This is a genomic window from Pseudarthrobacter sp. NIBRBAC000502772 (genome assembly GCF_006517235.1).
In the GTDB taxonomy this organism is placed as follows: Bacteria; Actinomycetota; Actinomycetes; order Actinomycetales; family Micrococcaceae; genus Arthrobacter.
On sequence record NZ_CP041188.1, the window covers coordinates 2,961,779 to 2,986,179 of the forward strand.

Sequence of the window (24,401 nt, forward strand, 5' to 3'; positions counted from 1 at the left end):
CCTGCTCAGGACAGTGCCCGTCCTACCAGGGGCTGGGCTTGTAGTCCTTGAGGAAGACCCCGTACTGGTCCTCGCCGTTTTCGCCCATCACGATCGGATCGTAGACGCGGGCGGCGCCGTCCACCAGGTCGAGGGGCGCGTGGAAGCCCTCCTCCATGAGGCGGACCTTGGTGAAGTGCGGCCGTTCGTCGGTGATCCAGCCGGTGTCCACCGCAGTCATCAGGATCCCGTCGGCATCCAGCATTTCCTGGGCGCTGGTGCGGGTCATCATGTTCAGGGCTGCCTTGGCCATGTTGGTGTGCGGATGCCCGGGGCCCTTGTAGGCGCGGGAGAACTGGCCTTCCATGGCGGAGACGTTGACGATGTACTTCCGGTGCGCCGTGGAGCGCTTCATGGCGTCCCGGAGCCTGCTGACCAGCAGGAACGGTGCCGTGACGTTGCAGAGCTGGACTTCCAGCATTTCCAGGGGGTCAACCTCGTCCACCACCTGGGTCCAGCTGTTGATGTCAGCCAAGTCCGGGACCAGCCCGCCGGCGTCGATCGCTGTTCCGGAGGCGATCCGCTCCAGCGAGGCGGAGCCGGTGGAGAGCGCCAGTGAGGTGATGGCGTCGCCGGCCAGCACGGGGTGATCGGTGACGGTGCTCGCCAGGGCGAGTGGGTGTTTGTCGTGGGCGTGGCCGAACGTCACCAGTTCCGGTCCGCCGTTGGCGGGTTCGAGCGCGGCGGGCAACGGCTCGTCCTCGGCGTCCACCAGTGGCTTGTAGGCGTTGCCGGACCGGCGCACGGTCTGGGCGGCGTTGTTGATGATGATGTCCAGGGGGCCCGCGGCGTTGAGCGAATCAGTCAGGGCCATCACCTGTGACGGGTCGCGCAGGTCGATGCCCACGATCCGGAGCCGGTGCAGCCACTCGCTGCTGTCTTCCATTGCCGCAAAACGGCGTGCGGCGTCTTTGGGGAACCTGGTGGTGATGGTGGTGTGCGCGCCATCCCGAAGCAGGCGCAGCGCGATGTACATGCCGATTTTGGCCCGCCCGCCCGTGAGCAGCGCACGCCGGCCTGTCAGGTCGGTGCGGGCATCCCGCTTGCTGTGGCTGAAGGCGGCGCATTCCGGGCAGAGCTGATGATAAAAAGCGTCCACCTGCGTGTAGTGCGTCTTGCAGATATAGCAGGGGCGGGAACGGATCAGGTGCCCCGCCACCTTGCCCGTCGCCGACGTCTCCAGCTTGTTGCCGCGGGTCTCGTCGTCGATCCGGTCCGGTGCTGCCGTAGCGGTCTGGGCGATGACCGCCCGGTCGGCTTCGGAGATCAGGTCCCGCTTGGTGACGCGGCGGTGACGCTTCACGGCCTTGAACATCTTCCCGGTGGCACGGCGCACCGAGACATAGTCGGGGTGTTCCTCGTCGTAGACGTGGATGGTGTTCAAAACCTTGAGGCAGGCCTGGATTTCCTCAGGCGTCAGATCGGGGGAGCTCATTGTACCGATTTTACAGCCTGGCGACGATCCAGCCTGACCGTGCCGCGGGGTTCGCAGCCCGGCCAGGCCTGGCTGTCCTTCGTTTAGGCGCGGCGGCCGCCCGGGGCGGCCTGGGCTGCTGTTTCCGCGTGGACCGCAGCGGCCTGTTCGACTGATTCGCGGAGTTCGGGGTAGTTGGCTGTGGCCGCCTTGACGGCATCCGGTACCTGGTGGAGGTTCTTCGCGGCGAGCGCACGTTCCGCGTCCCCGGGCTCGGGCACCTGCTGGCCTTTGGCGAGCACGGTGATGCCGGAGTCGGTCACCTTGAAACCGCGGGCGCGGTCCAGGTCATGGTCCAGGCCGATCGCGGCGCCGGCCGGAACCTTCACGTTTTTGTCCAGGATGGCCCGGTTGACCACGGCACCTTCGCCGATGTTCACCTTGTCCATCAGGACCGAGTCGATGACCCTGCTGCCGTTCCCCACAAAGACGTCGTTGGACAGGACGGAGCCCTCCACGACGCCGCCGGAGATGACCACGCCGCTGGACACGATGGAGTCCAGGGCGGTGCCCACGGTGTCGTTCTGACCGCGGACGAACTTGGCGGGCGGGGAGATGCTCTGGCGTGTGTAAATGGGCCATTCAGAGTTGTAGAGGTTGAACACAGGCAACGGCGAGATGAGGTCAATGTGGGCGTCGTAGAACGAATCAATGGTGCCGACGTCGCGCCAGTAGGTCCGGTCGCGTTCCGTGGAGCCGGGGATGTTGTTGAGGGTGAAGTCGTAGACTCCGGCCTCGCCCTGGCTGACGAAGTAGGGGATGATGTCCCCGCCCATGTCGTGCTTGGTGTCGAGCCGTTCGGCGTCCACGTGAAGGGCATCCACGAGCGCGTCGGCGTCGAAAACGTAGTTGCCCATGGAAGCCAGGAACTGGGTGGGATCAGCGGCCAGGCCAGGAGTTGTGGCGGGCTTTTCCACAAATGCGGCGATCTTCTGCGGGTCCTCCTGGTCCACCTCGATCACACCGAACTGGTTGGCCATGCTCAACGGCTGGCGCACGGCGGCCACAGTGGCCTTGGCGCCGCTCTGCACATGCTGCTCCACCATCTGGGCGAAGTCCATGCGGTACACGTGGTCCGCACCAACCACGACGACGATGTCGGGGTTGGCGTCATGGATCAGGTTCAGCGACTGGTAGATGGCGTTGGCGCTGCCGAGGAACCAGCTCTTGCCGACGCGCTGCTGCGCCGGCACGGACGCCACGTAATTGCCCAGCTGCGTGGACATCCGCCAGGTCTCGGAAATGTGGCGGTCAAGGCTGTGCGACTTGTACTGGGTCAGGACCACGATCTGCAGGTAGCGTGAATTCACCAGGTTGGACAGCGCAAAGTCGATCAGCCGGTAACTGCCGGCAAAGGGCACTGCAGGTTTCGCCCGGTCTGCCGTCAGTGGCATCAGCCTGTTTCCCTCGCCGCCCGCGAGGACAATGGCCAGGACTCTTTTATTCAACGGCATGGTAGTAGCTCCTGTACGCCTTCGTATCTCCCCAAACAGTCCGGCATGCCCGGACTCCTTCACACTAGAACAGATAGTGCGGAACGACTACCTTGGGTAACGTGCGAATAGACATTGTGACTAAAGAGTTCCCGCCCGAGATCTACGGAGGCGCCGGAGTCCACGTGGCCGAATTGAGCAGGGTGCTTAGTAAGCATGTTGACCTGCAGGTTCGCGCCTTCGGTGCACCCCGCGACGCCGATTACCACGGTGCCGGGGTGACCTCCTATTCCGTTCCCGAAGACCTGGGCTCGGCCAACGCCGCCGTCCAGACTCTCGGGGTGGACCTGCGGATCGTGCCGGACGTGGCAGGTGCCGATCTGGTCCATTCGCACACCTGGTATGCGAATATGGCCGGCCATCTGGCGTCACTGCTCCACGGCATCCCGCACGTATTGAGCGCCCACAGCCTGGAACCCTTGAGGCCCTGGAAGGCCGAGCAGCTTGGTGGCGGCTACGCGTTGTCCTCCTGGGTCGAGAAAACCGCCTACGAGGCGGCAGCAGCGATCATCGCCGTTTCGGAAGGCATGCGCCAGGACATCCTCCGCAGCTACCCCGACGTTGACCCTGCCAAAGTCAGGGTGGTCCACAACGGCATCGACGTCGAACTGTGGCAGCGCGACGAAAACCAGGACGCCGTCCGCGCCCTGGGCATTGATCCGGATAAGCCGAGCGTGGTGTTTGTCGGCCGCAACACGCGCCAGAAGGGCGTGCCGTACCTCCTGCGTGCCGCCGCGAAGCTTCCGGCCGATGTGCAGCTCGTGCTGTGCCTTGGCGCGGCGGATACCCCCGAGCTCGCGGCAGAAACTGCACGCCTGATCGAGGAGCTGCAGAACCAGCGGACCGGCGTCGTCCTGATCGAACGGATGCTGCCGCGGAACGAACTCATCCAGGTCCTCAGCCACGCCACAGCGTTCGCCTGCCCGTCCATCTATGAACCGCTGGGCATCGTCAACCTCGAGGCGATGGCCTGCGGTGCTGCCGTGGTGGCCAGCGCTACGGGCGGCATTCCCGAGGTGGTCCAGCATGGCGAGACGGGCCTGTTGGTGGACCTGGAACAGGTCACCGACGGTACCGGCACGCCGCTTGATCCGGAGAAGTTCGTGACGGAATTTGCCGCCGCTCTGACCGAGGTGGTGTCCGATCCCGATCGGGCACGTGCCATGGGCCAGGCCGGCCGCCGCCGCGCGGAGGAGCACTTCTCCTGGGACTCCATCACCGAGACCACCCTCGAGGTCTACCGCTCAGTGCTTCCTGACGGACGGCAGGAACAGCAGCACCAGTGACCAAACAGCGCACGACGGCGCCGTCCCCACCGAGGGGACCGGCGCCGTCGTTCGTCCATAACGCTTGATCCAACGCGGGGTTACATAGTGCCCATTCCGGGGCGTCGGAGGGGCTTGAAGTGACCTCGCGTTGCTTTATCGGGAGGTAGCCGTGCGCGCCAGCAGCACTTTTTCGTCGACGGGCGCGTTGCCGCTGGCCCGCTGGGCCCTGACGTAAGCGCGGGCCTCGTCCTGCCGGGACTTCTCGGCACCGGTGGCGATCGATGCGCGCACGTGCTCGTCGCCGTACCCGAAGGCGTCCACCAGGTCCAGGGCGTGGGGCCTGATCTTGACCAGGAGACGGTTGATGTAATCACCCACCGTGCGTGCCCGCTGCATGGAGAGCCTGCCGTTCATCAGGTACCAGGACAGGTTCTTTTCGATCAGCGACAGGCCGAACAGGTCGCGCAGCCAGGTCAGGACACGCTTGGTGCCGGGGTCCGTGACGTCTTCCAGGGCCGCCGTGAACGCCTCCCATTGCAGGAGCTCCGCGTGGGCCTGGGCAGCATCTATCAGCTCGTTCTGGTGCTGGTTGAAGAGGGCCGCCCCCTTTTCGACGGGCAGCTTGTTGGCGCCCTTCAGGGCCGCCCCGACGTCGGCCACCATGGTCTGGACGCGGTCGGCCAGGAGGGCGCGCTGGCCTTCCTCGTCCCGGAGCGCAATGGCAGCCTTCTGGACTGATCCGGTATCGGCGACAAACTGTGCCACCTGGCGCAGACCGGTGCGATGGATCGCCACGCCCGTTGCCTGAGCCACCACGTAGCGGGCCAGGACGCCAAAATCGACATTCCTGAACTCCTTGGCGTAGTCGGCCAGGAGGCGCTTGGCCACAAGCTGGAGCAGCACGGTGTTGTCGCCCTCAAACGTGACATAGACGTCCAGGTCCGCCCGGAGGGAGGCGAAGCGGTTTTCGATCAGGAAGCCGGCGCCGCCGCACGCCTCGCGGCATTCCTGCAGGGTGTCAAGGGCATGCCAGGTGCTCAGCGGCTTCAGGGCTGCGGCAAGGGTTTCCAAATCCTGCCGGTCCTCGTCAGTATCGTGGGCGCCGGAAAAGACGTCGTCGAATTTCTGGAGGAGCTGCTCGTGCGCGAAGCCCGCGGCATACGTCGTGGCCAGCCGGGTAAACAGGCGCCGCTGGTGGCGCTGGTAGTCCAGGAGGACCTCTTCGTCAGTGTGAGACGACGCGTTAAACTGGCGCCGTTCGGTGGCGTAGCGGATGGCTGCCGTCAGGGCGATCTTCGACGCCGCCACGGCCGCGCCGTCCAATGACACGCGGCCCTGGACGAGGGTTCCAAGCATGGTGAAAAAGCGGCGGCCGGGGCTGGCAATGGACGACGTGTAGGTCCCGTCAGGTGCCACATCGCCGTAGCGGTTCAGCAGGTTCGTGCGGGGGATGCGGACGTTGTCGAAATGAAGCCGTCCGTTGTCGATCCCGTTGAGGCCGCCCTTGACTCCGTCGTCCTCCCCACCAATCCCGGGCATGAACTCCTTGGTCTGGGGGTCCCGGAGGTCAACGTAGAAGGCGTGCACGCCATGGTTGACGCCATTTGTCACGAGCTGGGCGAAAACGACGGCGCCGAGGCCGTCGATGGCTGCATTGCCGATGTAGTCCTTCCACGCAGCGCGGAACGGTGTGTGGACCACAAATTCCTGGGTTTTGACGTCGTAGGTCGCGGTGGTGGCGATGCTGGCCACATCGGAACCGTGACCGGTCTCCGTCATGGCGAAGCAGCCGGGGATCTCCAGGCTCATGATGCCTGGAAGCCAGTTGGTGTGGTGCTGCTGCGTGCCCAGGTGCATCACGGCCGAGCCGAAGAGGCCCCACTGGACACCAGCCTTAATCTGCAGGGACGGGTCGGCGGTGACCAGTTCCTCGAACGCCGCGATGTTGCCGCCGTGGTCATCGGAACCGCCCAGCGCCGACGGGAAGGCCCGGTGTACGGCGCTGTTGTCCACGAGGTACTTCAACTGGCCGAAGGTTCGCGTCCGGTGTTCGGTGTGCGTCAGTCCTTCAATTTTATGCAGTGCAGGGTCACTGGCCAGCGCGCGGGATTGGCGACGGGAGTCCGCCCATTTGCCCAGGAGTTGCTCGCCGAGGGCGGCAACGTCGACGGCGGGCTGCACAGCCGAGCCATCGTTGGCGCTGGGGCTGGTGGCCGCTGGGCCCGCAGCGGCTGTGTTGGCTACAGCGGCATTAGCTGCGGCTGTATCCGTTACGGCGGCGTCCGGGCCGGTGGGGCGGTCCACTACTTCGGTCATGTCAATGTCCTTCGTTGGTTCTGACAGGAGGGTGTGAGGTTCTTGGGGCGGAATCATGTCGCGCTGGCGGGGCTAAGCTCGGGGGCGATCCCCACGCATAACCAGGCCGTGATCTGGCGGGCCATGGCTTCCTGGTCCGGCTTCGCCGCCGAAGCCGGCGTGCTGAGCCATTGCTCACCGGCATTTCGGACCAGGCCGATGGCCGCCGTGGGCCAGTAGCCGATCACCGATTCCTTGCCTTCGCCGAGGTGGGTCCGCATTGGCGCGGCGATCATCTCAGCGATGGAATCGAAGAAGTGGCCAAGGGCTCCCGAAATGGCCGCCGATCCCTGGTGGTTTTCCGCATCCACCGGCGCATAGCGGGTGACGAAACTGTAGACATTGGGGCTGGTTTCCGCCATCTGGAGATAGGCAGAAATCATGGCAAGCAGCCCTTCCCGAGGAGTCTGGGCACCCTGCGCCGCTTCGCGGATCTTGCGCTGCATCTGGCTCAGGACAACTTCCCCGACGGCGTGCTGAAGCCCTGCCTTATCGCCGAAATAGCGGTAGAAGACCGACTTTGAGGTGCCGGCGGCCGCTGCAATCTCCTCCATCGAGGCATCGCTGCCCAGCGCGTGGACCGCGCGGCGTGCGGACTTGATGAGCTCCCGGCGTCGTTCCTCCCGGTGGGTCTGCCAGCGGGCCGAACGGCCGTCGGCAATTGCGCCGGCAGCCGGCGTCGGGACTTCTGTGTGGAGGTTGTTCACGATACTCAGCGTATCAGGTACGCTGGGTATCGGTAACCGTCGCAGATCAGAGGAGTCACCCATGTCCGTCAATGGACCGTCCGGCACCGGACCCCACGAATTCGCCAGCCCCACGACTTCCGGCGCGGCGCGTCCAGTCCGCCGGGCCGTAATTGTGGGTGGTAACCGGATCCCGTTTGCCCGGTCCGGCGGGGCCTACACGAAGTCATCCAACCAGGACATGCTCACTGCCGCACTGGACGGTCTTATCGCCAGGTTTGGCCTCCAGGATGAGCGGATCGGCGAGGTTGCGGCGGGGGCCGTACTCAAGCACTCCCGCGACTTCAACCTCACCCGCGAGGCAGTCCTGGGTTCGGCGTTGTCGGCGGAAACTCCGGCCTACGACCTGCAACAGGCGTGCGCCACCGGCCTCGAAACGGTTCTGGGCCTGGCCAACAAGATCAAACTGGGCCAGATCGATTCCGCCATCGCCGGTGGTGTCGACTCGGCGTCAGATGCCCCCATTGCTGTCAGTGAAGGCCTCCGCGAGATACTCCTGGACCTCAACCGCGCCAAGACGCTGCCCCAGCGCCTGCAGGTACTCAGCCGCCTGCGGCCCAAGGACCTGGCCCCCGATGCTCCGAGTACGGGGGAGCCACGCACCGGCCTGTCCATGGGTGAGCACCAGGCGCTGACCACCGCGCAATGGAACATTTCGCGCGAGGCGCAGGATGAGTTGGCATTCAACAGCCACCGCAACCTTTCCGCCGCGTATGACGCAGGATTCTTCGATGACCTCCTGACGCCTTACCGAGGCCTCGCCAAGGACTCCAACCTGAGGGCGGACACCACTTTGGAGAAGCTGGCTACCCTCAAACCCGTCTTCGGGAAGAGCCTCGGCGCCGCGGCCACCATGACGGCGGGAAACTCCACACCGCTGACCGACGGGGCCTCCACGGTCCTGCTCGCATCCGATGACTGGGCTGATGCCCATGACCTTCCGAAGCTCGCCACCGTCGTGGATGGTGAAGCTGCCGCTGTGGACTTCGTCCACGGCAAGGACGGACTCCTTATGGCTCCCGCGTTTGCGGTCCCCAGGCTGCTGGCCCGCAACGGACTGACGCTGGATGACTTCGACTTCTTTGAGATCCACGAAGCCTTCGCCGGGACTGTCCTGAGCACCCTGGCCGCCTGGGAAGATGATGAGTTCGGCCGCACCCGGCTGGGACTTGAGGGTGCATTCGGCAGCATCGACCGCACCAAGCTGAACGTCAACGGCTCCTCCCTGGCCGCGGGCCACCCGTTCGCCGCCACCGGCGGACGCATTGTGGCCTCGCTGGCCAAGATGCTGCAGGCCAAAGGCACCGTCGAGGGAAGGCCTGCGCGCGGACTTATTTCCATCTGCGCTGCCGGCGGCCAGGGCGTCGTCGCGATACTCGAAGCACTCTAGGGGCACCGGATGACGGATAAATACACCACGCTCGTCAACCAGGGCGTAGGCAAGAACATCGCCAAACGGCTGGGCCTGCCCCAGCCTGCCCTGCTGCGCCGCTTCAAGCCGGGCCAGCCCCTGGTCACCGGCCCCGTCCTCGTCCAGGGCAACACCGCTGGTGCCGACGAACTGGCCGCCAAGCTGCTCTCCTGGGACCTGGACGTCCGGCGCCACGCCGTTCCCCGCGAAAGACTTGGCGCGATCATTCTGGTCCTGGATGAGCTGACCCGGCCCGAGGATCTTGAAAAGCCTGTGCTGTCCGCCGCGGCCTCACTGCGTGATCTCGGGCCCAGCGCCCGCGTCATCACCATCTCCCGGCCGGCCGCCGGAACCGCGTCCCCGGCACAGTCGGCTGCCCGGCAAGGCGTGGATGGCTTCCTGCGGTCGCTTGCCAAGGAACTCCGGGCCGGCGCAACAGCGAACGGCATCGTCCTGGCAGAAGGTGTCCAGAGCACCAGCCCCAGCGCCCTGGCCGCCCTGCGGTTCTTTCTGTCCGGCCGGTCGGCATTCGTGGATGGCCAGTTCCTGACGGTCTCAACCGAGCAGGGCCAGCTGCCCCCGGACTTCGAGAAGCCGCTCGCCGGCAAGGTTGCCGTGGTCACCGGCGCCGCCCGCGGCATCGGGGCAGCTATTGCCCGTACCCTCCACCGGGACGGGGCCACCCTGGTGCTCGTAGACATCCCGGCAGCCGGGGACCATTTGGCCGCCGTCGCCAACGAAGTCCGCGGCACGGCGCTTCAACTGGATATCAGCAGCGCAGACGCCGGCCAGCGGATCATCGACCACGCCGTGCAGCGTCACGGCCGTCTGGACATCGTCATCCACAACGCAGGAATTACCCGGGACAAGCTGCTCGCCAATATGGACCACGGCCGCTGGGCCTCCGTCCTGAACATCAACATCGCCGCCCAGCTGAGAATCAACGAAGCGCTCCTTGCTTCCGAACACTTCCGTAATTCACCACGGATTGTCTCGGTGGCATCCACCAGCGGCATCGCGGGCAACCGCGGCCAGACCAACTACGCGGCGTCCAAGGGCGGCGTGATGGGTATGGTGCGCGCTTCTGCGCCCCTTCTGGCGGCGAACGGCGGGACCATCAACGCGGTGGCGCCCGGATTCATCGAAACGGACATGACAGCACGGATCCCGTTTGCCGTCCGCGAAGTGGGGCGGCGGCTGAATTCGCTGCAGCAAGGTGGCCAACCGTCCGACGTCGCGGAGGCCATTGCCTTTCTGGCGAGCGACGCCGCCGGGGGCATCAACGGCGACGTGCTGCGGATCTGCGGACAGAACCTGGTGGGGGCATGAGTACTGTCCAGCCGGTCATCCTGGGGGAGATGCCGTCCCTGTCCAAGCTCTACGTCAATGCCGCAGCGCAGACCGCGCGGCGGCGCGTGTTGGGCACGCACAACGGATCAAACCTTCCGGTCACTAGCCACGAAGTGCGCGGGGTAAGGGCCGACGTCGGCAACCTCACCGCCTACCAGCACCTCATCGGGCTGGCTGCCAGGGACACCCTGCCGGCCGGATACCTCCACGCACTGGCGTTCCCGCTGGCCATGAGTGTCATGAACCGCGACGATTTCCCGCTGCCACTCCTGGGCATGGTCCATCTCAGCAACCATGTGGAGCAGAGGTCGCCGGTGACCTTCACGGAATCGCTGGACATCCAGGCCAGGGTTGAGAACCTCCGGGGCCACCGGTCCGGCACGCAACTTGACGTTGTGGCAGAGATCCGTGGAGCGGATACGCCGGACATCAAATGGACCGGGCGCTCCTCCTACCTGGCCAAGGGTGTGTTCCTCCCCGGCATCGACAAGCCAACGCCCCACAACGGACAGGCCGATTTCACGCCTCCGGACCCCACCGCGATTTGGCATTTGGGGGTCGACACGGGAAGGGCGTATGCCGCCGTTTCAGGCGACTTCAACCCCATCCACCTGAGCGTGCTTTCTGCCAAGGCCCTGGGCATGCGCCGCTCCATCGCGCACGGGATGTACCTTGCCTCGAGGGCCCTCGCGGATGTCGGGCCGGCCAAGGGCGAATCGTTCACGTGGGATGTCACGTTCGAGGCTCCAGTATTCCTTCCTGCCCGCGTTGCCTTGGCTATCACCGCCCTGGATATCACCACGGCACAGACGCCTGGCGAAGGCTGGCAGCGGGCCGAATTTGTGGCGTGGAACCCCCGCTCCGGCCGCCGCCACTTCAGCGGCGCCGTGGCACCGCTCTAGGACGCCGGCCGCACAGCCCTGACGATACGGTGCAGGCTCAGGAGGATGGACTCGGACGCTGTCACGGCCGAATCCTCCTGGGCCCGCTCCGCAACCGTTGCCATACCGGCCTCCACCGCCGACTTTGCGGCAGCGAACAGCCGCCGCTGCTCTGCTTCATCCTCACCGTCGAACGAGGCCAGGAGTTCGCCGGTGGCGGTCATGGCCGTGGCCAGGGGCGCACTGTCGTTGACAGGCACCGTATAAGGTGCGTCGTCTGTCCAGATGACATCGGACAGGACTTCTGTCATGTCCTGGATGTGGAACGTCACCCGCTCCAGCTCACGAAGATTGCGGTAATCGAGATCCACGTCGCGGGGATGGAGCCGCCGGCGCGGATTGGCCCGCCGGCTGGCGTCAGCCTCCTGCACGAGATGGCGGACCGTGCTGGCTGCTTCGGCCAGCTCGGTGGACCGGCGGGACCAGTCCTCATGCTCGGGAGGCCACTTTTCAGTCAGGGCCGTTCCCATGTCAGTCAGTTGCCGCCCGAGGGCCAGCCGGAGTTTGCCGAGGCTGGTGGCCGCCGCGTCGAAATGCAGGGGAGGAAAGACCAGGAAATTGACGGCAATGCCCACGGCGACGCCGACGCCCATCTGGATGAGGTAGCCGAAGGAAAAGTCGTCCCGGTTGCTTCCCCCCACCAGCAGGACCAGCAGCGCCGCCGTCGGAATCCAATCGCTGCCCGAGCCGATGCGGGGGAGACCGCCGAGCAGCACGCCGAGTCCCATAACTACCGCAACAGACAGCGGTGACGGATCACCGACACTGACCAGCGCAAAGGCGAGCCCGATACCCAGGGCGAGTCCGACAAGCGCCTGGAGACCCTGCCGGAAGGATCCGGCCACGTTGCGGTACATCGACACCAGGGCGCCGAGCGGCGCATAGTACGGATACTCGGCAGCAGATCCCGGCATCAGGGGAGCAATGGCGAAAGCGAGGCCGGCGGCCAGAGCTGCCTTCGCCGCCAGCTGCAGGCGCTGTACTGTGAATGCCGACGAGAGACCGGCCACCGAATTCCGCAGGATTCGGGTTCCACCGGAAGGCCCGCCCTCCGGCTGCGCTTGAGTATCACCCATCAGCCCCACACTAGGTGCAGCCGTGTACTAGGACAAGGCCGACGACGCCCGCCGGACCTCAGCAGCCAGCCGATGAGCTTTGCCCTGCGTGCGTCCGTCCTCGGCCCGCTGCGGGATGTATCCGAAGCCGAGCCCGTACGCAGGATCGGCAAACCCCAGGGCAGCGTTCGCACCCTCGTGGCCGAACGCGCGGTGGCTGCCGAAATTCCGCGACACGTGCGGCTTCATAAAGACCACGGCAAAGGCGTTGTCCAGTCCGGACAGGCGGTCCAGGCCCCACACCTGCTCCTGGGACATGGCACTGACGGTCTCAGGGGTCAACAAGGGGTCCCCGCCGTCCACACCGGTAATGGCCGCGGCGTAGAGCCTGGCCAGGCCCTCCGCCGTACCCACACCACCGGCGGCACTCATCCCCGCGGCGCGGACGGCCCGTTGATTGGGAAGTTCCATGATTGTGCTGACTGCCGCGTTGCTATTAAGCCCATCCAGGCTCAGCGGATCCAGCCATGGTTGAAGGGGATCGACGTCGTAGAGGACGTCACGGTAGCGCGGTTCCAGCTCTTCGGGCAGCCCCAAGAAGAAGTCGATGCCGAAGGCCGTGCGGATGCGCTCCTCATAGAGGCTCTGCAGGCTGGTTCCCGTGACCCGCCTGCAGAGTTCCTCCATAATGATTCCGATGGTGAGGGCGTGGTATCCGAAGCAACTGCCGGGACGCCATGCGGGGCTCGTCGCTGCCAACCTTGCCGCGGCCAGGGAGGTGGTGAATTCGTCCAGGGCGATGCCTCCCTCGACTCCCATCAGGCCGGCCTGATGGGACAGGGCTTCACGCACCAGCAAACGGTCCTTGCCATGGCAACCAAACTCGGGCCAGTAGTGCGCCACCGTCCGGTCAAGGTCCAGCAGCCCGTCCTGGACGAGCAGCGAAATCACCAGCGCCGCCACGCCCTTGGAGACTGAATACGCCCCCGTAACGGAATCGGCGGTGATGTGGGGCCCGCCGGACAGGTCCACGATCTTCACGCCGTCCCGGTAGGCCGCCACTTGGGCGCTGTACTGCGGATCCGCGGCGAGAAGGGCCTCAAACAGATCCAAAACGCCTTCATAACCGGGTGCTGCAAAGCCAAAAGATTTCTGCATGGGGCTAGCCTAACCGGTTAGCAAGCGCTTTCCCGATCCTAAGCCGCTCCATGGCCGGGGGAAACTTCTTCGCCGGGGCGCACCGGCCCCGGGGGAGTGCCGTCACCGAACGGCCGGCCACCCAGTGGTTCCCTGCCATGGGGCTCCAGCCAGCCCGCCGGATCAGGACCCTGCGGCACCATCCGGGTGGGATTGATGTCCTCGTGGACGATGTAATAGTGCTGTTTGATCTGGAAAAAATCGATCGTGTCTCCGAAACCGGGAGTCTGGAAAAGATCCCTCGCGTAGCCCCAAAGGGCCGGCAGCTCGGTCAGCTTCTGCCGGTTGCACTTGAAATGCCCGTGCTAGACGGCATCGAACCTGGCCAAGGTGGTGAACAGGCGGACATCCGCCACCGTGATGGTGTCACCCACGAGGTACCGCTGTCCGGTGAGGCGTTCCTCGAGCCAGTCGAGCGCGGCCCACAGCCTCGTGTAGGCCGAGTCGTAGGCCTCCTGGGAGCCCGCATAGCCGCAGCGGTAGACGCCGTTGTTGACCTCGGTGAAGACGCGCTTGTTGACGGAGTCAATTTCGGCGCAGAAGTGTTCCGCGTAAAGGTCAGGCGCTCCGACCCGGTGGAAACGGGTCCATTCGGTGGCAAAGTCCAGGGTGATCTGAGGGAAGTTGTTGGTGACCACCGCGCCGCTGGCAGTATCAACGACCGCTGGCACCGTGATGCCGCGCGGGTAATCCGGGTAGGGCCGGGCTGGCCAAGGGAGATGGAGTCCTCCAGGCCGAGGAGCCTACGCACAATCACGGCCCGGTTCGCCCACGGGCATGCCCGCGCCGCAATCAGCCGGTACCGACCAGCTTCCACTGGCCACCCCGGCTCGCCGTTGACCCCGGGGCGGCCGTCGTGGGTGATCCGGTCCTCAATGTAATTCGTGTCCCGGTTGAACTCGGCACCGTCTGTCACATATGCGCCCAGGGTGCTGTGTTCGGTGCTGGTGTCCGTGCTGTCGGCAGGGGTGGCGTTCGTGGCCTGTGGCCCGCTAGGAGACTCCGGGCTCATGCGGACCAGCCTAGGCTCCGGCGGTCAGGATTGCCGAGATGGGCTGCCAGGCGACCAGCCAGGAGCCGGCAATAACGGCGACAAAGAGCGCGATCCAGATGCCGGAGGGTATGGACGTTGCGCGGTAAAGGATATACGCGTCGGAACTGGCCAGCCTGTCACGGCGCCGCAGGTGCACATTGGTGAGCTTCGCGAGATCCCGGACGGCGGCCACAAGCAGGGCCACGCCAAGCACGACTGCAACATGGCCGGTGAAGCTGCTGGGCACAACCAGGACCAGCACGCCGCCGCCTGCGACGGCAAGGCCTGTGATCAGCAGTCCCGCGAAGTTCCTGATGAACACGAGCGAAACCAGGAGGATAAGGGTGCCTGTGGCCAAGGCGGCCGGACCCCAGCCGGTAAAACCGGAGGTGACCAGGGCAGCGCCGGTCAGGGCAGGTACAGGATAGCCCCAGAATCCGGACCAGACGGCGGCAGCCTTGCCCCGGCTGTAACTGGTGGTTGTGCCTGAGTGGTCCAACCGGAGCCGGATCCCGCTCAGTCTTTGGCCGCTCATGACGGCGGCGAAAGCATGGCCGAGTTCGTGCGTGGCGGTGGCCAGGAGCCCAAAGTACTTCCAGGTGGCACGGGGGATGGACAATGCAGTTGCCAGCGCCAGCACCACAGCCAGTTCGGCCACCGTGACTTGGGGGATGGCGGCGCGGCTGAAGGCTTCAACGGTCCGTTGCCACAATTGCTCGGGAATCAAGGTCGTTTCCCGCCGGGCCGGGAGTAGTGATTGTCAGCCATAGCCCTCTACGGTACTAGAGGGATGGTTCACCACTGTCCTGCCGCCCTGCCGCCCTGGGGCGCTCAACGAATCGAGGAATGCCGTGACCACTTTGAAGGAACGCCTGCACGCTGATGTTGTGGTGCACATGAAGGAGCGGAACAAAACCGCCCTGACAACGGTGCGTAATGTCCTGGGCGAGATCGAAACACGGGAGAAGTCGGGAAAGACGCCCATTGTCCTGGACGACGCCCAGGTGACCTCGTTGTTGCAGAAAGAGGCTGCAAAGCGACGTGACACCGCAAGGATCTATATGGAAGCCGGAGAATCCGAGCGGGCCGCGGCCGAGCTCGCCGAGGCGGAAATCATAGAAGCGTACTTGCCGCAGCCGCTGACAACAGCCGAAGTCGAGGCGATTGTTGACGAGACCATTGCCGGGCTGCGGAACGAAGGCGTGGAGCCCGGAATGCGTCAGCTGGGCGCCGTGATGAAGCCTGTCACGGCCAAAGTCGCCGGACGCTACGACGGCAAGGCGGTCAGCGAGATCGTCCGCAGCCGTCTCGCCTGAGCCAGTTAACAGGAAAGGCACGCCTACTAAACGTGGGCGTGCCTTAACTTCCTGCTGGCGGAACTCGGCCGCCACGGAAGAATTTCCGGGTTTCTTGAATCAGCCTTCGCAGTCAGTGCAGTAGCTGTGTCCGTCTTTCTGCCGCGCAATCTGGGAGCGGTGCCGGACCAGGAAGCAGGAGTAGCACGTGAACTCGTCCTCAGCCTGCGGGATAACCTGCACGACCAGTTCCTCGGCAACGAATTCGCCTCCCGGAACGCCGGCGCCATCCAGCCCGTCGGCCTCATCGAGCTCGAGGACGACGCTGCGGGCGTCCGGAGCATTGGCGGACTGCAGTGCCTCGAGTGAGTTGTCCTGCGACTCCTTGACGTCGGAGCGAAGTTCATCGTAATCGGTTGCCACTTAGGTGTATCTCTTTTCTTTGGTTCGTCTGTCGCGTATGCAACGTACAGCATCCGGCGGGTATTCCCCAATAGCCTGGCAAGAAAATTTCTTTGCGGCGCCAATATTTCCGTGCGGACACCCGCTGGGATCGGTGTCGGGTGACATTGGGCACCATGGCGCCCGGGGCTGAAAGTCAGCGCACGGCGGCCCAGCCGCGAGACCTAGTCAAGTTCCTCAGCCAGGGCCGTGGTCTGAGGCGGGGTAATCCGCCCCAGGCGCTCGTCGAGCGTCACGCGCAGCCGGGCGGCGGCCACCTGAACCCGGTGCTTGGCAGGGGTGACCTTCCTGTCCGGCACAGAGGCGGCATTCGGGCGTGCGTGGACGTCCCCGTGTTCAGGGGACCCTGCGCTCACGGTCCAGTCACTGTCGTCCCCGCCAGGCACGTACTCCCACGCCGCGTCGAACAGTTCAAGCTCCTCGGCACGGGCCAGCTCACTGCCTGCGAGGACGTTTAAGGTCGCAAGCCCCAAGGCCTTGGTTCCTTCATCCTGATCCAGGGCGCGGTCCAGGGCCCACTGGGTGCGTCGCCACCATTCCGCCCGGCTGTCCGCCTCGGTCTTCTGCCGGAGCGCCTGCTCGTCGGCTTCGCGTTTTTGGTCCAGCGCTGTCTTATCGGCTGACGTGCGCTGGGCCAGGGTGCGCCAGTTGATGTAGAAGGCCAGCAGGGCCGCGACCAGGACAGCCAAGGGGCCAAGCCCGGCAAGGATTACCCACCAGTCGGCCGGCCCGGAGTGGACGACGACGTCAAGCGGGCCAGGCGGCGGGGTTGGATTCACGGCTCCAGCTTAGGCCGTCGACGGAAACAGAAAAAACCCCTGAAATCCGTGGATTTCAGGGGTTTTCCCATTTGTGCGCGGAGGGGGACTTGAACCCCCACCCCCTTTCGAGGACTAGCACCTCAAGCTAGCGCGTCTGCCATTCCGCCACCCGCGCAGGTGGTAATTCGGAGATCGTTTCCGCCTTTCAGCGTTTCGCTTTTCTCCGAAGCAGCGAGAAAAACTCTAACACGAACTTTCCGGAAACATGGAATCGGGGCTGATGGGTAGGCTGAGGGCACACGAGAACGCAGGTTGTTTGCAGCCTTCCCACTGCCAAGGAGTTTCTATGTCTGACATCCGTGCCGAGGATGAAGTTGTCCGGATCTGCCGGGAACTCATCCGGATAGATACGTCGAACTACGGTGACGGCTCGGGTCCTGGGGAGCGGGTGGCCGCGGAATACACGGCCGGGCTCATCGAGGAAGTAGGACTCGCAGCCGAGATCTTCGAGTCGGCGCCCGGCCGCGCAAGTGTTGTGACCCGGATGGCCGGTGAGGATCCGTCCGCCAGCGCGTTGGTGGTGCACGGGCACCTCGATGTAGTGCCCGCCCTGCGTGAACAGTGGTCGGTGGATCCCTTTGGCGCGGAACTCAAAGACGGACTCATCTGGGGCCGCGGCGCCGTGGACATGAAGGACATGGACGCCATGATCCTTGCTGTGATGCGGGATTTGGCCAGATCCGGGCGCAAGCCCAAGCGCGACATTATCTTTGCCTTCTTCGCCGACGAGGAAGCCGGCGGTGAGTACGGCGCCCGCTACGCGGTCGACAAGCGGCCCGAGCTGTTCGAAGGCGCAACCGAAGCCATCTCGGAGGTAGGCGGCTTCTCGGCAACCATCGGCGGGCAGCGCACCTACCTCCTGCAGACGGCTGAGAAGGGCATCTCCTGGCTCCGGCTGGTGGCGCACGGCCGGGCTGGCCACGGCTCCCAGATCAATACGGACAACGCCGTCACCCGGCTGGCTGCGGCGGTAACCCGGATCGGCGAATACAAGTGGCCGATTGAGCTGACGCCCACTACGCGGCAGTTCCTGGACGGCGTGACCGAACTCACGGGCGTGGAATTCGATCCCGATAATCCGGACCGCCTGCTCGACCAGCTCGGCACCGTGGCGCGCTTTGTGGGGGCAACCCTGCAGAACACCACCAATCCCACGCTGCTCAAGGGCGGCTACAAGCACAACGTCATCCCCGAATCGGCTGAGGCCCTGGTGGACTGCCGGACGCTCCCGGGCCAGCAGGACCACGTGCTGGAGGTCGTGCGGGAGCTTGCCGGTTCGGGTGTCGACGTCAGCTACGTTCACAGCGACGTCTCGCTTGAGGTCCCGTTCGCCGGAAACCTGGTGGATTCCATGATCGACGCCCTGCACACCGAGGATCCGGGGGCGAAAGTGCTTCCCTATACGCTCTCCGGCGGCACGGACAACAAATCATTGAGCCGGCTCGGTATCACCGGCTACGGCTTCGCTCCCCTCCAGCTGCCCGATGATCTCGATTTCACCGGGATGTTCCACGGTGTGGACGAGCGGGTTCCGGTGGATTCGCTGAAGTTCGGCGCCAGGGTGCTCAACACGCTCCTCACCAATTACTGAGCCGGCCCGGACATGACTCCCGACGAAGTCCTGCCGGAGCCCTTGCTCCAGGCGATCCGCGGCCGTGCTGCGGGCTATGACCGGGACAACACCTTCTTCTTTGAAGACCTCGAAGAGCTGACCGCCGCCGGCTACCTCAGGCTCTTTGTGCCGGCGTCCGACGGCGGCCTGGGGCTTGGGCTGGAGGCGGCAGCACAGTGCCAGCGGCGGCTGGCAACGGCGGCCCCGGCCACCGCCCTGGCCATCAACATGCACCTGGTCTGGACCGGCGTCGCGCACGTCCTGGCCGCACGGGGCGACCCATCCCTGGACTTCGTCCTGCAGGAGGCCGCCCACGGCGAGGTCTTCGCCTTCGGCAATTCCGAAGCCGGCAACGATTCGGTACTTTTTGATTCAAAGACGGCAGCCGTTCCCCTGCCGGGCGGGGCGTACAGCTTCACCGGTACCAAGATCTTCACGAGTCTTTCGCCCGCCTGGACCCGGCTGGGAATCTTCGGCAAGGACGCCCAGGCCAGGGAAGGCGAAGGGGAGCTGGTGCACGGGTTCATCAGCCGGGAGGCCTCGGGCTACGCCATCCTGGATGACTGGAACACCCTGGGCATGCGGGCCAGCCAGTCAAACACCACCGTCCTGGACGGCGCCGAGGTCCCGCCGGAGAGGATCTTCCGCAAACTCCCGGTGGGACCTAACGCCGATCCGCTGATTTTCGCCATCTTCGCGTGCTTCGAGACATTGCTGGCTGCCGTGTACACCGGCATTGGCGAACGTGCCCTGGACCTGGGTGTTGAGGCCGTCAAGCGCCGCACGTCCTTCAAGCACTCCGGCCGCAGCTATGCGCAGGATCCGGATATCCGCTGGAAGGTCGCGGAGGCCGCCATGGCCATGGATAACCTCTACCCCCAGCTGCTGACCGTCAGCCGCGATGTGGATGCGCTCGTCGAGCACGGGCCGCAGTGGTTTCCCAAACTTGTGGGGCTGAAGGTCAATGCAACTGAAACGGCCCGCCGCGTTGTGGACCTGGCCATCAGGGTGGGTGGCGGCTCCAGCTACTTTCGTGGGTCGGAGCTTGAACGCCTGTACCGGGACGTGCTGGCGGGGATGTTCCACCCATCAGACGATGAGTCGGCGCACAACACCGTGGCGAACGCGTGGCTGGGTCCGCTGGCGGACTGAACAGGCCACTGGCCCCTTAATCCCTATACGGTCCGCTGGCCGGACAGTTCCTACACGGTCCGCTGGACCTGCATCACCCGGCGGCGGAGCCAGAAGCGCCTGCCGCCGCCCAAATACAGCTTGCTGCGTTCCAGCTCCCACTTGCCGTACTCGGAATGCTCCACAAGCCGGCGCCTGGCGTCAGGCAGCGAATCGTCAGGGCTGACCGTCAGGACGAGGTACTCGTACTGCCTAAGAATGTCCCGTTCGCGCTGGACCGAGCTGGTGAGAAAATGTTCCTTCATTGCTCTCCATTTTCGTCCTTTTCCGGCTAACGTGAAGGCATGAGCATCGATCCGCGTGTCGCGCTTCAGTCCTTGACAACCGCCTTGGAAGAACACCTTATAGCAGCATCCAACCGGCGTGGAGATGGCGATCCCGCGGTGGAAGCGGCTTTTTTTGCGGTCGCGGATGCTTTCGAGGTTTATGAAGACGCACTCTACGAGGCTTACAGCGAAGTTACACCCCTTCAGGTCTTCGATGATGAAGAAGACGAGGACGATGAAGCCGGCATCGATGACGACGAGGACCTGGAAATCCTCGAGGACTGAGAACTCCACGCCGCCATCGCGGGCAACGACCTAACGCCGCGGCCCTGAACGGCGCGTCAGCCGGGCAGGGAAACGTCCTCGAGAGCGCAGGCAATTTCGGGCGGCAACCTGGTCAGTTGGGCTGCCATGATTTCTTTCGCCTGCACGGGAGTCCTGGGCCCCACGATGGCCGTGGCCACGCCATGCTGGGACAACAGCCAGCTCAGCGAGACATCCAGCGGTGTCCGGCCCAGGCCCTTGGCCGCCATGGCCACGGCTTCCACCACGCTGGACGGCAGCGCCTCCAGATACGGCTCTACGTAGGGTGCGGAGTCTGTCCTTGCCGCCCGGGAACCGGCGGGAATGGTGCCGCGGTACTTGCCAGTCAGGACGCCGCGTCCCAGCGGAGCCCAGGCCATCAGTCCCAGGCCGGCATCTTCGACGGCGGGAACCAGTTCCGCTTCCGCCTTTCGCTGCAGGAGCGAATATTCAGCCTGCGCGGCTACAAGCGGAAATCCGGCCACCGCCGCTGCCTTGGCGCTTTGCCACCCGTTGAAGTTGGAGATCCCCGCATAGCGGGCGCGGCCGCTCCGGAGTGCGAATTCAAGCGCGGACAAGGTCTCGTCCAGCGGAACGTTGCCGTCCCATGCCTGGGCAAACCAGATATCCACGTAGTCAGTCCCCAGCCTGGCCAGGCTTGCGTCCAGGCCGGTGAGCATCGCGTTACGTGACGTGTCCACCGTGCGCCGGCCCTCCGACGTCGTCATCCCCGCCTTGGTGGAAATGCAGACTTCGGTGCGGGAGACGACGTCACCCAGGAGAGAGCCGATCATCGCCTCGGCGCGGCCTTCGGAGTAAGACGCCGCGGTATCTATGAGTTTTCCGCCACCATCGATAAATGTCCGCAATATCTCCGAGGCGTCCTGTTCGTCGGTATCGCCGGACCAGGACATGGTGCCGAGGGAAAGGGCGGAGACTCGCAATCCACTGTTGCCGACGTAACGCTGCTGCATAGCTGCAAGCTTACGGGGAATCAACAGTGTCCATGACGTAGGGTCTTAGCGTGAACTGGTTTGAGGCGGCCCTGCTGGGCCTAGTGCAGGGACTTACCGAATTTCTACCGATTTCATCGAGCGCGCACCTGCGGATTGTGGGGCAGTTCCTGCCCAACGCATCCGATCCCGGAGCCGCGTTTACCGCCATCACGCAGCTTGGCACCGAAACGGCGGTGGTGATCTACTTCTGGCGCGACATCGTGCGGATCGTCAAGGCTTGGGCGGGATCGCTGACCGGAAGAGTCTCCCGGCAGGACCCGGATGCCCGCATGGGCTGGCTGGTGATCCTGGGCAGCCTCCCCATCATCGTGCTGGGTCTGCTGTTCCAGGACCAGATCGAGTCGGTGCTGAGGAGCCTGTGGCTCGTCGCCACCATGCTGATCGTCTTCGGGCTCTTTCTGGCCGTGGCCGACGCGATCGGAAAGCAGGACCGGGACCTCACCCAGCTCACCTACAAACACGGCATTTTGTACGGCTTCGCCCAGGCCCTGGCTCTTATTCCCGGTGTGTCGCGATCCGGCGGCACCATCACCGCAGGTCTCCTGATGGGCTACACACGCGAAGCCGCCGCGCGGTATTCGTTCCTCCTGGCTATCCCGGCTGTGTTCGGCAGCGGCCTTTACCAGCTGTACAAAGTGGTCTCCAAGGAAGGCATCACCGGCCCCTACGGCCTCCCGGAGACGGCGCTGGCCACCGTCATCGCCCTGGTGGTGGGCTACGTGATCATCGGTTGGTTCCTCAAGTTCATTTCCACCCGAAGCTACCGGCTCTTCGTCTGGTACCGGATCTTCCTGGGCCTGGCCCTGTATCTCTTGCTCGGTTTCAATGTCATCAGCGCCTAGCCGTAGGCTTAGGCTGTGAAATCCTGGACCTCCCGCCCTGTCCCTGCGCTGCCCGGCGCCATGCCTGCCATCCGGCTGTTCGACACCGCTAAGGGGAGTGAGGTCACGCTGCGGTCCGGGGGAGAGCAATCCATGTACGTCTGCGGGATCACTCCCTACGACGCAACCCACATGGGCCATGCGGCCAGCTACGTCGCCTTTGACCTGCTGAACAGGGCCTGGCGTGACGCCGGCCAGCAGGTTTCCTACGTCCAGAACGTCACCGACGTCGACGACCCCCTGCTGGAGCGCGCGACTGCCACCGGTGTGGACTGGCGGGACCTGGCCGCGAGCCAGATTGAACTCTTCCAGACCGACATGGAGGCCCTGAACGTCCTCTCGCCGGACCACTACGTGGGTGCCGTTGAATCAGTTGACATCATTGTTCCGGCCATCGAACGGCTGGTCCGGCTGGGGCTGGCCTACCGCGTCCCTGGTACGGCAGGGGAGCCCGACGGCGACGTCTACTACGACGTCGAAGCTGCCGGCAAGCAGTCGGTCGCGCCGGACGCCTGGACCCTAGGCTCGATCTCGCGCCTCGGTGAAGCCGAAATGCTGGAACTGTTCGCCGAACGCGGCGGCGACCCGGGCCGGGCCGGCAAGCGGCAGGCCCTGGACCCCCTGCTCTGGCGGGTTGCCCGTGACGGCGAGCCCAGCTGGCCGGGTGGCGAGCTGGGCCAGGGCAGGCCTGGCTGGCACATCGAATGCACGGTCATCGCCCAGCGGTACCTGCCGGCTCCCTTCACTGTCCAGGGCGGCGGCTCTGACCTCATCTTCCCGCACCACGAGATGGGCGCCGGTCACGCCTATTCCCTCGCCGAAGTGCCGCTGGCCCACCACTATGCCCACGCCGGCATGGTGGGCCTGGACGGCGAAAAGATGAGCAAGTCCAAGGGCAACCTGGTCCTGGTGTCCAAACTTCGGGCCGAGGGAGAAGATCCGGCTGCCATCCGCCTGGCCATCCTGGCCCACCATTACCGTTCAGACTGGTCCTGGACCGGTGAAGGGTTTGAAGCCGCGAAGGACCGCCTGGCTGCGTGGCGCAGCGCCGTCGCCACCTCGCCGGAAGGATCGGCCCCCGGCCTGATCGCAGAAATGCGGTCCGCCCTTGCAGCTGACCTGAACGCACCGGCCACCCTGGAAGCTGTTGACCGCTGGGCTGCCTCGGCGGACTCCGCCGCGGCAGCGGGCAGCCAGCATGATCAGGCCCTGGTCAGGGACGCCCTGGACGCCTTGCTCGGCGTCGTACTTTAGGGCTTGTCCCGGCCCCGACGCTTGAGATAGCGCTCAAACTCCCGCGCAATGGATTCGCCGCTCGCCTCCGGAAGATCGGCCGTATCTTTTGCCTCTTCCAGCTGGCGGACGTACGCGGCGATCTCAGGATCCTCGGTAGCCAACTCATCGACGCCGCGCTCCCACGCAGCCGCCTCTTCCGCCAGTTCGTGCGTGTCCAGCGGGACCTGGATCAATTCCTCGACCCGGTGCAGGAGAGCCAGCTGCGCCTTGGGTGACGGGGCCTGGGCCACGTAATGCGGGACGGCTGCCCAGAGGGAAACAGTAGGAAGGCCCGCCAGGAGGGACACTTCGGACAGTACTCCGACGATGCCGACGGGCCCTTCATACTGGGATGCTTCAAGGTTGAGGCGTTCCCGCAACGCAGCGTCGTCAGAGGAGGTGCTGACCGGAATCGGCCTGCTGTGCGGAACGTCTGCCAGAAGGGCCCCCACCAGGACCACGTAGTCCACCTTCAGCGCTTCGGCGTGGACCAGCAGTTCCGCCGTATAGGCCCGCCACTTGTAGGACGGCTCAATGCCCTGGACGAAAATGACGTCCACGTTCGAATCCGGCGCACTGGCCTTGTAGATCCGCGTGGAGGGCCACTTGATCTTGCGTTCCCCCGAGGCGTTCCTTCGGACCGTGGGACGCGTGAACTGGAAATCGTAGTATTCGTCTGCGTCAATGGACGCGACCTTCTTGCCGCCCCAAACCCTGTTCAGGTAGCGCAAGGAATCACTGGCGGCTTCGCCGGCATCGTTCCAGCCTTCAAACGCGGCCAGCATCACAGTAATGCGCTCCCCGTCCGCCACTGGCAGCAGGAACTGCTCCGGTTCAGGTGCGGCACCCGGTTCCGCGGTGTCTCCGTCGAAGCTATTCATCTCATCACCCTACGTCCAAGAACCGGCGCGACGCAT

At 64.9% G+C, this 24,401-nt stretch carries 22 protein-coding genes, 1 tRNA gene and 1 pseudogene; 10 read left to right on the forward strand and 14 right to left on the reverse strand.

Annotated elements, in window-relative coordinates; translation table 11 throughout:
* Window positions 1-22 precede the first annotated feature (22 nt).
* Complete coding sequence (locus tag NIBR502772_RS13595) at window positions 23-1,474, reverse strand: SDR family oxidoreductase (protein WP_141140606.1); 1,452 nt, start codon at window positions 1,472-1,474, stop codon at window positions 23-25.
* An 83-nt stretch (window positions 1,475-1,557) separates the two neighbouring features.
* Window positions 1,558-2,967: a glucose-1-phosphate adenylyltransferase gene (gene glgC, locus NIBR502772_RS13600; RefSeq protein WP_141140607.1), complete on the reverse strand. Its 1,410-nt coding sequence runs from the start codon at window positions 2,965-2,967 to the stop codon at window positions 1,558-1,560.
* Between the two features lie 101 nt (window positions 2,968-3,068).
* On the opposite strand from glgC, the gene glgA reads away from it, so the two are divergent.
* The gene (gene glgA, locus NIBR502772_RS13605) at window positions 3,069-4,292 is read left to right on the forward strand and encodes a glycogen synthase (protein ID WP_141140608.1); all 1,224 of its coding nucleotides are present in this window, start codon (window positions 3,069-3,071) and stop codon (window positions 4,290-4,292) included.
* A 135-nt stretch (window positions 4,293-4,427) separates the two neighbouring features.
* Here glgA and NIBR502772_RS13610 read toward each other — a convergent pair whose 3' ends face one another.
* Both NIBR502772_RS13610 and NIBR502772_RS13615 read right to left on the reverse strand, forming a co-directional pair.
* Window positions 4,428-6,590, reverse strand: coding sequence for an acyl-CoA dehydrogenase (locus tag NIBR502772_RS13610; protein WP_246848524.1), 2,163 nt, complete (start codon window positions 6,588-6,590; stop codon window positions 4,428-4,430).
* A 53-nt stretch (window positions 6,591-6,643) separates the two neighbouring features.
* On the reverse strand, window positions 6,644-7,336 hold the full coding sequence (locus NIBR502772_RS13615; protein WP_371706668.1) for a TetR/AcrR family transcriptional regulator: 693 nt from the start codon (window positions 7,334-7,336) through the stop codon (window positions 6,644-6,646).
* A 61-nt stretch (window positions 7,337-7,397) separates the two neighbouring features.
* Here NIBR502772_RS13615 and NIBR502772_RS13620 point away from each other — a divergent pair, with 61 nt between their 5' ends.
* The 3 genes from NIBR502772_RS13620 to NIBR502772_RS13630 are packed head-to-tail and all read left to right on the forward strand — an operon-like array spanning window position 7,398 to window position 11,038.
* Window positions 7,398-8,765 carry an acetyl-CoA C-acetyltransferase gene (locus tag NIBR502772_RS13620; protein WP_141140610.1) on the forward strand — a complete coding sequence of 456 codons (1,368 nt, stop codon included), beginning with the start codon at window positions 7,398-7,400 and terminating at the stop codon, window positions 8,763-8,765.
* A 9-nt stretch (window positions 8,766-8,774) separates the two neighbouring features.
* Window positions 8,775-10,115, forward strand: coding sequence for a 3-oxoacyl-ACP reductase (locus tag NIBR502772_RS13625; protein WP_141140611.1), 1,341 nt, complete (start codon window positions 8,775-8,777; stop codon window positions 10,113-10,115).
* Window positions 10,112-11,038 carry a MaoC/PaaZ C-terminal domain-containing protein gene (locus NIBR502772_RS13630; protein ID WP_141140612.1) on the forward strand — a complete coding sequence of 309 codons (927 nt, stop codon included), beginning with the start codon at window positions 10,112-10,114 and terminating at the stop codon, window positions 11,036-11,038. Before NIBR502772_RS13625 ends, NIBR502772_RS13630 begins: the two co-directional genes overlap by 4 nt.
* Here NIBR502772_RS13630 and NIBR502772_RS13635 read toward each other — a convergent pair.
* The 4 genes and pseudogenes from NIBR502772_RS13635 to NIBR502772_RS13650 form a co-directional block, all read right to left on the reverse strand.
* On the reverse strand, window positions 11,035-12,153 hold the full coding sequence (locus NIBR502772_RS13635; RefSeq protein ID WP_141140613.1) for an aromatic acid exporter family protein: 1,119 nt from the start codon (window positions 12,151-12,153) through the stop codon (window positions 11,035-11,037). The two genes, NIBR502772_RS13630 and NIBR502772_RS13635, sit on opposite strands and share 4 nt — an antisense overlap.
* Before the next feature lie 27 nt (window positions 12,154-12,180).
* Entirely contained in the window at window positions 12,181-13,290 is a 1,110-nt protein-coding gene (locus NIBR502772_RS13640; RefSeq protein ID WP_141140614.1) for a serine hydrolase domain-containing protein, read from the reverse strand.
* A gap of 38 nt (window positions 13,291-13,328) precedes the next feature.
* Window positions 13,329-14,341: pseudogene (locus NIBR502772_RS13645) on the reverse strand (glutathione S-transferase C-terminal domain-containing protein).
* 10 nt (window positions 14,342-14,351) lie between these two features.
* Window positions 14,352-15,089 (reverse strand): M50 family metallopeptidase, encoded by a 738-nt coding sequence (locus NIBR502772_RS13650; RefSeq protein ID WP_141140615.1) that lies wholly within the window; start codon window positions 15,087-15,089, stop codon window positions 14,352-14,354.
* Between the two features lie 124 nt (window positions 15,090-15,213).
* Here NIBR502772_RS13650 and NIBR502772_RS13655 point away from each other — a divergent pair, with 124 nt between their 5' ends.
* Entirely contained in the window at window positions 15,214-15,678 is a 465-nt protein-coding gene (locus NIBR502772_RS13655) for a GatB/YqeY domain-containing protein (RefSeq protein WP_141140616.1), read from the forward strand.
* 99 nt (window positions 15,679-15,777) lie between these two features.
* Here the strand turns inward: NIBR502772_RS13655 and NIBR502772_RS13660 are convergent, their stop codons facing one another.
* The 3 genes from NIBR502772_RS13660 to NIBR502772_RS13675 all read right to left on the reverse strand — a co-directional run bounded on the left by NIBR502772_RS13660 (window position 15,778) and on the right by NIBR502772_RS13675 (window position 17,055).
* The gene (locus NIBR502772_RS13660; RefSeq protein ID WP_056339942.1) at window positions 15,778-16,080 is read right to left on the reverse strand and encodes a DUF4193 domain-containing protein; all 303 of its coding nucleotides are present in this window, start codon (window positions 16,078-16,080) and stop codon (window positions 15,778-15,780) included.
* A 203-nt stretch (window positions 16,081-16,283) separates the two neighbouring features.
* Window positions 16,284-16,898 (reverse strand): hypothetical protein, encoded by a 615-nt coding sequence (locus tag NIBR502772_RS13670; protein ID WP_246848525.1) that lies wholly within the window; start codon window positions 16,896-16,898, stop codon window positions 16,284-16,286.
* Between the two features lie 74 nt (window positions 16,899-16,972).
* Window positions 16,973-17,055, reverse strand: a tRNA-Leu gene (locus NIBR502772_RS13675).
* A 171-nt stretch (window positions 17,056-17,226) separates the two neighbouring features.
* Here NIBR502772_RS13675 and NIBR502772_RS13680 point away from each other — a divergent pair.
* Together NIBR502772_RS13680 and NIBR502772_RS13685 are read left to right on the forward strand one after the other, a co-directional pair.
* Window positions 17,227-18,531, forward strand: a complete 1,305-nt coding sequence (locus NIBR502772_RS13680; protein ID WP_141140617.1) for a M20/M25/M40 family metallo-hydrolase — start codon at window positions 17,227-17,229, stop codon at window positions 18,529-18,531.
* A 12-nt stretch (window positions 18,532-18,543) separates the two neighbouring features.
* Window positions 18,544-19,704 carry an acyl-CoA dehydrogenase family protein gene (locus NIBR502772_RS13685; RefSeq protein ID WP_141140618.1) on the forward strand — a complete coding sequence of 387 codons (1,161 nt, stop codon included), beginning with the start codon at window positions 18,544-18,546 and terminating at the stop codon, window positions 19,702-19,704.
* A gap of 50 nt (window positions 19,705-19,754) precedes the next feature.
* Here the strand turns inward: NIBR502772_RS13685 and NIBR502772_RS13690 are convergent, their stop codons facing one another.
* Complete coding sequence (locus tag NIBR502772_RS13690) at window positions 19,755-19,988, reverse strand: DUF5703 family protein (protein WP_056339951.1); 234 nt, start codon at window positions 19,986-19,988, stop codon at window positions 19,755-19,757.
* Between the two features lie 39 nt (window positions 19,989-20,027).
* Here NIBR502772_RS13690 and NIBR502772_RS13695 point away from each other — a divergent pair, with 39 nt between their 5' ends.
* Entirely contained in the window at window positions 20,028-20,294 is a 267-nt protein-coding gene (locus tag NIBR502772_RS13695; protein ID WP_056339953.1) for a hypothetical protein, read from the forward strand.
* Between the two features lie 56 nt (window positions 20,295-20,350).
* Here the strand turns inward: NIBR502772_RS13695 and NIBR502772_RS13700 are convergent, their stop codons facing one another.
* Window positions 20,351-21,286, reverse strand: coding sequence for an aldo/keto reductase (locus tag NIBR502772_RS13700; protein WP_141140619.1), 936 nt, complete (start codon window positions 21,284-21,286; stop codon window positions 20,351-20,353).
* A gap of 50 nt (window positions 21,287-21,336) precedes the next feature.
* On the opposite strand from NIBR502772_RS13700, the gene NIBR502772_RS13705 reads away from it, so the two are divergent.
* Both NIBR502772_RS13705 and mshC read left to right on the forward strand, forming a co-directional pair.
* Window positions 21,337-22,170, forward strand: coding sequence for an undecaprenyl-diphosphate phosphatase (locus NIBR502772_RS13705; RefSeq protein ID WP_104061480.1), 834 nt, complete (start codon window positions 21,337-21,339; stop codon window positions 22,168-22,170).
* Window positions 22,171-22,185: 15 nt separating this feature from the next.
* Window positions 22,186-23,463: a cysteine--1-D-myo-inosityl 2-amino-2-deoxy-alpha-D-glucopyranoside ligase gene (gene mshC, locus NIBR502772_RS13710; RefSeq protein WP_141140620.1), complete on the forward strand. Its 1,278-nt coding sequence runs from the start codon at window positions 22,186-22,188 to the stop codon at window positions 23,461-23,463.
* On the opposite strand, the gene NIBR502772_RS13715 is transcribed toward mshC, so the two are convergent.
* Window positions 23,460-24,365 (reverse strand): PAC2 family protein, encoded by a 906-nt coding sequence (locus NIBR502772_RS13715; protein ID WP_141140621.1) that lies wholly within the window; start codon window positions 24,363-24,365, stop codon window positions 23,460-23,462. The two genes, mshC and NIBR502772_RS13715, sit on opposite strands and share 4 nt — an antisense overlap.
* Between the last annotated feature and the right edge of the window lie 36 nt (window positions 24,366-24,401).